An 11,081-nucleotide genomic window follows, 5' to 3' on the forward strand; every position below is an offset into this window, starting at 1 on the left:
TTTCAGGGAAAAAGTGCCTAAATTTCCCCCCGATCACTCCCAGATCCAGTACTTTTTGATTGACAAAAGGTCTAAAAGTCTTACCCAACAAGGTTTTTAGATTTATTCAGCAAGCCCTATCTATTGAATTTTCTATATGGTCTGGTGAGGGAGAAAAGGGGGAAATCGGCTTCCAGAGCGACAATTGATAAACTTTTGTAAAGAAAAATCACTGGTCTGACCCTGACTAAGACCGTCCATAGCAGAAAATGTCTCTCCTATCAAGGATTGAGAGAATTTTAATTATTGTTAAGCATAACGAACAGACAAGAGAACAAAGACTTATCATCTACTATTGATGCTTTCGACTGGAATCTCACCCAAGAGGAAAGTCAAGCGACATTAACAAAAGGTGGGTCAGATTTCAACTTGCCTTTTTTAGGTTAAAAAATCTATCCTCAAATAAAACGCTAAGTCTATTGTCGAGAGAGGAGAATCCTCATGGCACTCCCCCCCAAAGCGGTAGCTAAAGTGATTGTAGATAAAGACCCAGTACCTACTTCCTTTGAGAAGTGGGGTCAGCCGGGGCATTTTGATCGCACTTTAGCCAAAGGACCCAAAACCACTACCTGGATTTGGAACCTACACGCCAACGTCCACGATTTTGATAGTCAAACCAGCGATCTCGAAGATATTTCTCGGAAAATCTTCAGCGCCCACTTCGGACATCTCGCCGTTGTCTTCGTTTGGCTGAGTGGAATGTACTTCCACGGCGCGAAATTTTCTAACTATGAAGCTTGGTTAACCAACCCGCTCGCCATCAAACCCAGCGCCCAAGTGGTCTGGCCGATCGTCGGTCAAGGCATCCTCAACGGCGATGTGGGCGGTGGTTTCCACGGTATTCAGATCACCTCTGGTCTGTTCTACCTCTGGCGCGCCTCCGGGTTCACCAACAGCTATCAGCTATACTGCACCGCTATCGGTGGTTTAGTTATGGCGGGCCTGATGCTGTTTGCCGGTTGGTTCCATTACCACAAAAGCGCACCGAAACTGGAATGGTTCCAAAACGTGGAATCGATGATGAACCACCACTTGGCGGGTTTACTCGGCTTAGGTTCCCTAGGTTGGGCTGGTCATCAGATTCACGTTTCTTTACCGGTGAACAAACTCCTCGATGCTGGAGTAGCTCCCCAAGACATCCCCTTGCCCCACGAGTTCATTCTCGAACCGAGCAAGATGGCGGATTTATATCCCAGTTTCGCCCAGGGTTTGACCCCCTTCTTTACCCTTAACTGGGGTGCTTACTCGGATTTCCTCACCTTCAAAGGTGGCTTGAACCCCGTGACCGGTGGTCTCTGGCTTTCCGATACCGCTCACCATCACTTGGCGATCGCTGTATTATTCATCATTGCCGGTCATATGTACCGTACCAACTGGGGTATCGGTCACAGCATGAAGGAAATCCTCGAAAACCACAAAGGTCCCTTCACCGGTCAAGGTCACAAAGGACTGTACGAAATCCTGACCACCTCTTGGCACGCCCAGTTAGCGATTAACCTGGCTCTCTTAGGTTCGCTAACCATCATCGTGGCCCACCATATGTACGCCATGCCGCCCTATCCCTATCAGGCGACGGACTACGCCACCCAACTATCCTTGTTTACTCACCACACTTGGATCGGTGGCTTCCTAATCGTCGGTGCGGGAGCGCACGGAGCGATCTTCATGGTACGGGACTACGATCCGGCCAAAAACGTCGATAACCTGCTCGATCGCGTGATCCGTCATCGCGACGCAATTATCTCCCACCTGAACTGGGTATGTATTTTCCTCGGCTTCCATAGCTTCGGTTTATACATTCATAACGACACCATGCGGGCTTTTGGTCGTCCCCAAGATATGTTCTCGGATACGGGAATTCAACTACAACCCATCTTTGCCCAATGGGTACAAAGTCTCCACACCCTAGCCCCCGGCAACACCGCTCCTAACGCTCTCACTACTGCTAGTTATGCTTTCGGTGGCGACGTGGTAGCAGTGGGTGGCAAAGTGGCCATGATGCCGATCACTCTCGGTACTGCCGATTTCCTCGTGCATCACATCCACGCCTTCACCATCCATGTAACGGTGTTGATTCTCCTCAAAGGGGTTCTCTACGCTCGCGGTTCCCGTCTGATTCCCGATAAAGCGAATCTCGGTTTCCGTTTCCCCTGCGATGGTCCCGGTCGCGGCGGTACCTGCCAAGTTTCGGGTTGGGATCACGTCTTCCTCGGCCTGTTCTGGATGTACAACTCCCTCTCGGTCGTAATCTTCCACTTTAGCTGGAAAATGCAGTCCGATGTCTGGGGAACCGTCGCCCCCGATGGCACTGTCACCCACGTTACCCTTGGTAACTTCGCCCAAAGTGCCATCACCATCAACGGTTGGTTACGGGATTTCCTCTGGGCGCAAGCAGCGCAAGTCATTAATTCCTATGGCTCTGCTCTGTCTGCCTACGGAATCATGTTCCTAGCCGGTCACTTCGTCTTCGCGTTTAGCTTGATGTTCCTGTTCAGTGGTCGCGGCTACTGGCAAGAATTAATCGAGTCGATCGTCTGGGCGCACAACAAGTTAAGAGTTGCCCCCGCTATCCAACCTCGCGCCCTGAGCATCATTCAAGGTCGTGCCGTTGGTGTGGCTCACTACCTCTTAGGCGGTATTGTCACCACTTGGGCATTCTTCTTGGCCAGAAGTCTCTCGATTGGCTAAACTTGCCTATAAGGGCTTGCCAGTCCCCCGGGGATTGGCAAGACTAGGCTGAACCAGCGTCGATTGACCGATACCACTGTAAGCGTTTCCTATTACAGTGGGTGAATTGAAAAAAGGAAATAACCAGCACTCGTGTAAGAGCCTCAGTTATTTAGAGAGGAGAATTTCCTAAACAGCTATGGCAACTAAATTCCCTAAATTTAGCCAAGATCTAGCCCAAGATCCGACTACCCGTCGGATTTGGTACGGGATCGCCACAGCCCACGATTTTGAAAGTCATGATGGCATGACGGAAGAGAATCTCTACCAAAAGATTTTCGCGTCGCACTTCGGCCACATTGCAATCATTTTCCTGTGGACTTCCGGTACCATATTCCACGTCGCTTGGCAAGGTAACTTCGAGCAGTGGATCAAAGATCCCTTAAACATCCGTCCCATCGCCCACGCGATTTGGGATCCCCAGTTCGGTAAAGGCGCGGTAGATGCCTTCACCCAAGCTGGCGCTTCTAATCCGGTTAACATCGCCTATTCCGGGGTTTACCACTGGTTCTACACCATCGGTATGACCTCCAACCAAGACCTATACCAAGGTGCGGTGTTCCTGCTGATTCTCTCGGCGATTTTCCTCTTTGCTGGCTGGTTACACTTACAACCTAAGTTCCGTCCTAGCCTCGCTTGGTTCAAAAACGCTGAATCTCGCCTGAACCACCACCTCGCCGCTCTGTTCGGTGTTAGCTCTCTGGCTTGGACCGGACACCTCGTTCACGTTGCTATCCCCGAATCCCGCGGTCAGCACGTTGGTTGGGACAACTTCCTCTCCACTCCCCCCCACCCGGCGGGTTTACTACCCTTCTTCACCGGTGACTGGGGTGTGTATGCAGAAAACCCCGATACTGCTAACCACATTTTCGGTACTGCCCAAGGCGCAGGAACTGCGATTCTCACCTTCTTAGGTGGTTTTCATCCCCAAACCGAGTCCCTTTGGTTAACCGATATGGCTCACCACCACTTGGCGATCGCTGTGATCTTCATTGTGGCTGGTCATATGTACCGCACCAACTGGGGCATCGGTCACAGCATCAAGGACATCCTCAATGCCCACAAACCCCCCAGTGGTAAGTTAGGAGCCGGTCACAAAAATCTTTATGACACGGTTAACAACTCTCTCCACTTCCAACTCGGTTTGGCTCTCGCTTCTTTAGGCGTGATCACCTCTCTGGTGGCGCAGCATATGTACGCGCTACCCCCTTATGCCTTTATCGCTAAGGACTACACCACCCAAGCGGCTCTTTATACCCACCACCAATACATCGCTGGTTTCCTAGCGGTGGGTGCTTTCGCCCACGGTGCTATCTTCTTCGTGCGTGACTATGATCCCGAAGCGAACAAAGATAACGTCCTGGCCCGGATGCTGGAGCATAAAGAAGCGATCATCTCTCACCTAAGCTGGGTTTCCCTTTTCTTAGGTTTCCACACCCTCGGCCTCTACGTTCATAACGATGTGGTCGTCGCTTTCGGTACTCCCGAAAAACAAATCCTGATCGAACCTGTGTTCGCTCAATTCGTGCAAGCAGCTTCGGGTAAAACCCTGTACGGCATGAACGTACTGTTGTCTAACCCTGATAGTATCGCTTACACCGCCTATCCTAACTACGGTGATGTTTGGTTACCCGGTTGGCTAGACGCGATCAATAGCGGCACTAACTCCCTCTTCTTAACCATCGGTCCTGGCGACTTCCTCGTTCACCATGCGATCGCTCTTGGTTTACACACCACCGTTCTAATCCTGGTTAAAGGTGCTTTAGACGCTCGTGGTTCCAAATTAATGCCCGATAAAAAAGACTTCGGGTATTCCTTCCCTTGCGACGGTCCCGGCCGTGGCGGTACTTGCGACATCTCTGCTTGGGATTCCTTCTACCTAGCCATGTTCTGGATGTTGAACACCTTGGGTTGGTTAACCTTCTACTGGCACTGGAAACACCTCGGTGTCTGGTCGGGTAACGTGGCTCAGTTTAACGAAAACTCCACCTACCTGATGGGCTGGTTCCGCGATTACCTCTGGGCTAACTCGGCTCAGTTAATCAACGGTTACAACCCCTACGGTGTTAATAACCTTTCTGTCTGGGCCTGGATGTTCCTCTTTGGACACCTCGTTTGGGCAACCGGTTTCATGTTCCTGATCTCTTGGCGTGGTTACTGGCAAGAGTTGATCGAAACTATCGTTTGGGCCCACGAACGCACTCCTCTGGCGAACCTCGTTCGTTGGAAAGACAAACCCGTGGCTCTCTCGATCGTTCAGGCTCGTTTGGTTGGTTTAGCTCACTTCACCGTTGGCTATATCTTCACCTACGCCGCCTTCTTGATCGCTTCTACTGCTGGCAAGTTCGGCTAAACCTTGAATTAGGTGACTAAAAAACCCCCCGCCCATTGGTGGGGGGTTTTGTTTATGATCGATAATAAAAGCGCGGCTCAATCTCAAAAATCTATGCAGGTGGAAGAATTAAAACAACTTTATGATCAGGACTTTGTTTTGTGGATTGAGCGAACCACCGAACAAATTCGACGCGGGGAGATTAAAAATTTAGATTGGGAACATCTTTTAACGGAGATAGAAGATTTGGGGAGAGAACAAAGAAACCAAGTGGAAAGCTATCTAATTCAAACCGTTAAACATTTATTGATGTATCAGTATTGGCTGACTGAAAAAGGTAATTGTGGCTGGGGATGGGCCGATAAAATCGATAATTTTCGTCTAGAACTAGAAATTTTATTCCAGTCAAAAACCCTCTACAATTATGGGGCTTCTAGGCTAGATATAATTTATGATAAAGCCAAGCGATCGGTGATCAAAAAAACTGGTTTATCTTTGGATACGTTTCCGCAAGTTTGTCCTTATACCTTTGCGGAAATTATAGATTTTGACTTTTTACCAGTTTAGAACACGAGAATTAAAGGCAAGAAAGAAAATTATCGTTATAATGAAGTTGTGGCTTATTCTTGAATCAGCTTATTCTGTCAGCGATAGAGTATTATGGGTCAAAAATCTTACGAAGTTTTCCAAGCAGTGGAAAATAAAGCTAACCTTCTAGCGGGTTATTGGGGTGACTTCAAAACGGAGATTATTCAGCATTTGCCTGAATCCTATCATGGTGAAATCCACGAACTTTCTAGTAACCTAGAGAAAGCTTTAGAAGTGTTAATCAATGAATTGCGCCATCCTACCCTGATTTTAGCGACGACTGGCACGACGAGCAGTGGTAAGAGTACCTTAGTGAATTTCCTCTGTGGTGCTGATATTGTACCAACCGCCGTCAGTGAAATGAGTGCAGGAGCAGTTACGATTGAATATAACCAAGAAAAAGGTTTAATTATTGAAAAAACACCGGGAGCCTTGTGGAAATGTGGTGAATGGAAAAATATTAGCGATGAGGAAATTTATGACCTTTTATATGATGCAATGAGTAGTTATATTGATGCTAGAGAAGAACAACCTAATTTAGCTTGTCCTCAAGCAAATATTTATTATCCTTTCAGACTGGTTAAAGATGAAAGTCTCTTAGAATTGCCTAAAGGGGTTAGAGTTAAGTTATTAGATTTACCCGGATTATCTTATGTCGGAGATGAGAGAAATCTAGCTATTATTAAACAGTGTCGTGAGGCTTTATGTTTAGTGACTTATAATAGTGAAGAAACAGATCCTTACAAAGTTGATAATTTGTTATCAGAAGTTGTTGATCAAGTTAAAGATTTAGGAGGCTCTCCTGCACGAATGCTATTTATTCTCAATAAAATTGATGTTTTTAGAAAAGATCAAAGATGGCCGAGGAGTGAACAGCGTTTTATTGAAAAGACTACCAAGAATATTAAATTAGAATTAACAAAACAACTAAGAGAGTACAATGAAGAGATTGAAAATTTGACAATTCTGAAACTAAGTACATGGCCAGCTTTATTGGCTTTGCAAATCCAAGAAAATAAAGAATTAGTTGAAGATATTTTAGAAGAGTTACCTACTATAAAAGATAAATGGTCAGAACACGATCAAAGTAGAATTAATCAACTATTAAGACCCCATGAACAAGCTATTGATCACTTTCAATTCTTAATTAAGAATGCTATTAGAAAGGGAGAATTAGATAATGATCCTCAAAAATGGACTGTCTCTCAACAAGAACAAATTGCTAAAGAGTTATTCAAACAATCCTATGCAGAAGAATTTGAAGACAAACTAAGCAAGCACATAGCAGAACATTTTCCTAAATTAGTTATTCCCCAAGCTATAGAAAAATTTAATGTAGCGGCGGGAAATAGTATTGCACAATGGGCAGTACAAACGACCACGGCAATTCTTAACAGTTCAGAAGAGAATTATCAGCAAGAATCTGAATTGTTATCACAAACAAAAGAAAATCTTGATTCTTTTCTCCAAGCTAGTAATGCCAAATTAAGACAGCCTCTAGCCGTTTTTGAAAAATTAGATATTGATACCAAAACAGCCGATAATTTAGTAGCTAGTTTAAGAGAGGCTATCAATGAACTTCAATTTACTCCCCCTTATGACCAAATTCAAGAGAAATTAGTTCCCTTAGTTGAGTGGAGAGAGGCACTAAAGACTGTTATTAACAACGTCTTAGAAGCAGTAGTTAAATCTTTAGATAATGGCAGAGTTGATTTGGACAATATCAACTTTAAAAAAGCCAATATTAATCAGGTTAATATGCTAAAAAACAACTTGTATATCCTGATTCAATTGGGCTATACAGGTTCAGCTGCAAGAAATGGTTTATTAATCACAGCAAAAAGGGATAAAGAGAAATTAAATCTTCAAATAATTAAGAAAGAGTTAAATAATTTATCAATTCATTTAACTATCATCTTATCGCAAATATTAAAGAGAGTGTCTGCTCAGGAGATTAACAGAATAGAGGAATCTGTATCTGAATTGTTTAGATTTCATATTAAACATATAGAAAAGGGTGCTGAAGAAAAAGCACCAAATTTTGTTATAAAATTTCCACAATCTGAACTTAATACATTTACTAGAAAACTGGAATTTGACTTTAATTTGGAGTCTGATATTGAAATCAGTTCTGGTACTTACAGAAGTTTTAAACACTGGCTATGGATGAAAAAAAAGGAAAGCATGATTGCAGAAATTCCCAGCCCTGAAACTCTTTTACAGAATTGGATTCATCAATTCCAGCAACAGGGCGAACCTGAAATGTTATGTTTAATGTTTGAATGGCTATTAGAACAGATTGATGATTTAAAAAAAAATGTAGATCATAAAACCAATGATATTTTTAATAGCTATTTAACGAGCCTAGAAAAAGCTCAACAGGAAATAACCACTAACTACGAGGAAACACAAATTATATGGAAACCTATCCAAGAAAGAGCTAAATTTTTAGAACAAAACCTCGCTGAATTAGAAAATTTTGAAAAAGAGGATGTGAATTAGTGAAAGATGTTTTGAATATTGGCAAAAAATTTCGTGAATTTGTATCTTCCATAAAATCTAATACTATAGACAAGGACAAGACTCGTTCTACAAAGCAAGGTAATTCAACAGCTTCTTTATGTCTAGCCGTTCCTGCATCAGAAGTTTATAAGTTGCGGAAAGGGGATCCTCTTAGTAGAGATGATGTTGTAAGATTAATTGATTGTGCTACAGAATTTTTATGTGTGCCAGAGTCTAAAAATATATCTGTGGAGATTATCGACGAAGAACCCTCTTCGGAAAGTCGATTAAAATTCTACGTTAGAATTAATCTCAAAAATGGAGGTAATATCATTGGTAAAGAAACTCAGTATGGAATGAAGCGAGAACTGCCACTTAATGTAACAGGAAAAGTTATACAGATAGGGTTTCTCAAAAATGTCTCTATTCTCAGAAAATTCAACCGTATTTAAGGAGTTAATTTAATGGATTGGAAATCTGCCTCATCCTACTATGAAACCCGTCTCAGTGATGTCTTAAATATCCAACATTTTGCCGTTGACTTAGCCAAACTCCCCCAAGCTGAAGTTCCCTCTCAATTAACAGAAATCCTCCTGCAAGAGGCAATACCTGCTAACCGTCAACTCGAAAGACTGAGAAAAAAAGAATTTCGTATTGCTGTGGTTGGCTTAGAAAAGGCAGGAAAAAGTACCTTTATTAACGCATGGTTAGAATGTGATTTACTTCCTGCCAAAGGAGGAAGATGTACCTTTACCACCACTCAAATTTATTCCGTTAAAAGCGAATCTGAACAAAGATTAGAAGTGCAAACCCGCAGCGAAGAACAATTTATTCATCTCCTCAAAGAATTAGAAACCGTTGGCGCAAAAGAAGACTTAAAAACCATTAGAGAAAACGAAATCACTCTACAACAAGTCAGAAAGGAAGGTAATTTAGTTATTCCTTTTACTCGACTAGAAGACATCCGAGAACAACTAAAAAAATACGTTGCCGATGAAAAATACGCCCATGCAGTCCTAGAAGCCCGACTTTATACTAATAAACTCGCTCAAGCAGAAGGAATCGTCTTTTATGATGTCCCTGGTTCAGATTCTGGGTTAGCCAAGCACGTTGATGAAGCCCAACAAATGTTATCCGACTGTGATGCAGTCATCGTGATTCAGCGTTTTCGCAGTATTAGAGAAGCCGAATTAGAAATTATTAAATTTACAGAACAAGGTGATAAGAATGTCACCATTGCTGATAAATTATTTGTCTTTTTAAGTCATATTGACTCTCTTGGTAGCCCAGAAGCCCTTAAAACTCATATTACAGAAGCCTCTCAGGATTGGTTAAAACGCGCTAATTTACCTGTTAATCGCATTGTTTCTGGTTCAGCAGGAGCTTATTTAATCTTAAATAATCTGGCGGAAGAACCTACTCAATTAGAAATCGGACAAGCCAGCAATATTCAAGATAAATTAAAAACTTTAACTGGAATTATAGATGATGAAATGTTAAAAACTCAAGCGACAGGAATCCCTGAAATTAAACAAAAAATCTTTAATTATATTAATACTGAGCGAGTGGCAATTCTCAAGAAACGCTGTGAAGCTTCCATTGATAAAATTCTCAGCACCTCAGAGGACATTCATCATCTTGTCAGTCAAAGATTTCCCGAAAATCCTGAAGAAGCACAACGCTTTGAAGAGGAAAGAAGAAGAATTGATTTTTCAGAATGGTGGCATAGAAAATGGGAACAGATAAAAGCTGATTTACAAAATTTTTATGAAACATCCGTCATTAACAAACCCTTAGAAAAAGTTAATAACGAATCTTCCAGTAGTATCGAAAAATTTAAAGAACGCTATAGGCAATTGTTAGCCAGTGAAATGGCAAAATTAAGACAAGAAACTTTAAGAAAAAAAGAAATTATTTTTGACGCAAATTCTTTTCCAGACTTCGACAAAGTAAGAGCTAATTATGCTTGGCGGGATGACTTGTATGGGGATGTTAGAACATTTTTGGCTGCCCTTGCTCGACAATTAGCGGCAGAGTTAAAAGATGAAGCCTTAAAATTAGTCGATTATATGTCCTCTTTATTATGGGGAAGTTCTCAAGTAAAAGAACGACTTATTGGTTATTCAGAGCAGGAGTTTTTAACTCGCTTAGAAAATAGTTTATCAGTGTTATTTTTAAGATTTGCTCGTCCCGTTGCTGAAGCATTAATTCGCGGACCGGTTAACAGTGATACCCGCAGCCAAATTGTCAAATCCTTAGGGGCTGATGTGGAACTGATTGATAACTATTATCAAGGAGATGAACCTGCTTTTAGGGTCTTAAAAAAATACGTTAAATATGGTTCTGATTTACTCTTTAATCCTAGTCTTCGTCAACAGGTGTTAGGTGTAACAGAAATTGCCAAAAACGTTATCGGAATGACGGTAGATACAGTTATCGATTTAGCCGACCAATTAACCCCACCCAGAGAGGTTGTTACCTTTGAAGTAACTAATGATATTAACGCTTTTGAAGAATATCTACGCAATGGTATTTTTGAAGCGGCAGGATTTGAGTCCTACTGTATTCAAGAATTAAGAGGATTAGTGGATATTTTTCGAGAAAAAGAAGGAACATGGGCAGGTGTCGCCCAAAACGAATGGTATAAAGAGAATCCTCAGCTTGTAGCAGAATTACCCGCTAATTTGCAATCTCAAGAATTTAATTTAGAAGTTAGTGAACGACTGAGACAATTAGCAATTGCCTTGAAAAGAAATAGTTCCTCTCAGTAGCGTTAAGCTGCCCGCGCATTTAAATTGCTTGTTGAGACGAGGCAAGAGGCAAGAGGCAAGAGGCAACAGTAAAGGGATTGGGGGAGATTCGGCTAATCTTAAGAATAAGTGCTTTAAATGCG

Annotated in this window: 6 protein-coding genes; all 6 read left to right on the forward strand. The window is 42.6% G+C overall.

Annotated elements, in window-relative coordinates:
* The first annotated feature begins 480 nt into the window (after positions 1 to 480).
* The 6 genes from psaA to EWV68_RS13470 all read left to right on the forward strand — a co-directional run bounded on the left by psaA (position 481) and on the right by EWV68_RS13470 (position 10,959).
* Positions 481 to 2,727: a photosystem I core protein PsaA gene (psaA, locus tag EWV68_RS13445; protein ID WP_045362886.1), complete on the forward strand. Its 2,247-nt coding sequence runs from the start codon at positions 481 to 483 to the stop codon at positions 2,725 to 2,727.
* 178 nt (positions 2,728 to 2,905) lie between these two features.
* A complete protein-coding gene (gene psaB, locus EWV68_RS13450) occupies positions 2,906 to 5,119 on the forward strand; it encodes a photosystem I core protein PsaB (protein ID WP_046661662.1) in 2,214 nt (737 codons plus the stop codon).
* Positions 5,120 to 5,173: 54 nt separating this feature from the next.
* Entirely contained in the window at positions 5,174 to 5,665 is a 492-nt protein-coding gene (locus tag EWV68_RS13455) for a DUF29 domain-containing protein (RefSeq protein WP_061431060.1), read from the forward strand.
* Positions 5,666 to 5,758: 93 nt separating this feature from the next.
* Positions 5,759 to 8,188, forward strand: coding sequence for a dynamin family protein (locus EWV68_RS13460; RefSeq protein WP_061430692.1), 2,430 nt, complete (start codon positions 5,759 to 5,761; stop codon positions 8,186 to 8,188).
* A complete protein-coding gene (locus EWV68_RS13465) occupies positions 8,188 to 8,640 on the forward strand; it encodes a hypothetical protein (protein WP_239697991.1) in 453 nt (150 codons plus the stop codon). The genes EWV68_RS13460 and EWV68_RS13465 overlap by 1 nt, the downstream gene beginning before the upstream one ends.
* A gap of 12 nt (positions 8,641 to 8,652) precedes the next feature.
* Positions 8,653 to 10,959, forward strand: a complete 2,307-nt coding sequence (locus tag EWV68_RS13470; RefSeq protein ID WP_287170088.1) for a dynamin family protein — start codon at positions 8,653 to 8,655, stop codon at positions 10,957 to 10,959.
* The last annotated feature ends 122 nt before the right edge of the window (positions 10,960 to 11,081 follow it).

It is taken from the genome of Microcystis sp. M_QC_C_20170808_M9Col (assembly GCF_007095495.1).
Taxonomy (GTDB): Bacteria; Cyanobacteriota; Cyanobacteriia; order Cyanobacteriales; family Microcystaceae; genus Microcystis; species Microcystis aeruginosa.

Bases quoted from the DNA above. Each gene is read 5' to 3' on its own strand.
- EWV68_RS13470 (WP_287170088.1), top strand. From the start codon at position 8,653: ATGGATTGGAAATCTGCCTCATCCTACTATGAAACCCGTCTCAGTGAT.
- EWV68_RS13460 (WP_061430692.1), top strand. From the start codon at position 5,759: ATGGGTCAAAAATCTTACGAAGTTTTCCAAGCAGTGGAAAATAAAGCT.
- psaA (WP_045362886.1), top strand. From the start codon at position 481: ATGGCACTCCCCCCCAAAGCGGTAGCTAAAGTGATTGTAGATAAAGAC.
- EWV68_RS13455 (WP_061431060.1), top strand. From the start codon at position 5,174: ATGATCGATAATAAAAGCGCGGCTCAATCTCAAAAATCTATGCAGGTG.
- psaB (WP_046661662.1), top strand. From the start codon at position 2,906: ATGGCAACTAAATTCCCTAAATTTAGCCAAGATCTAGCCCAAGATCCG.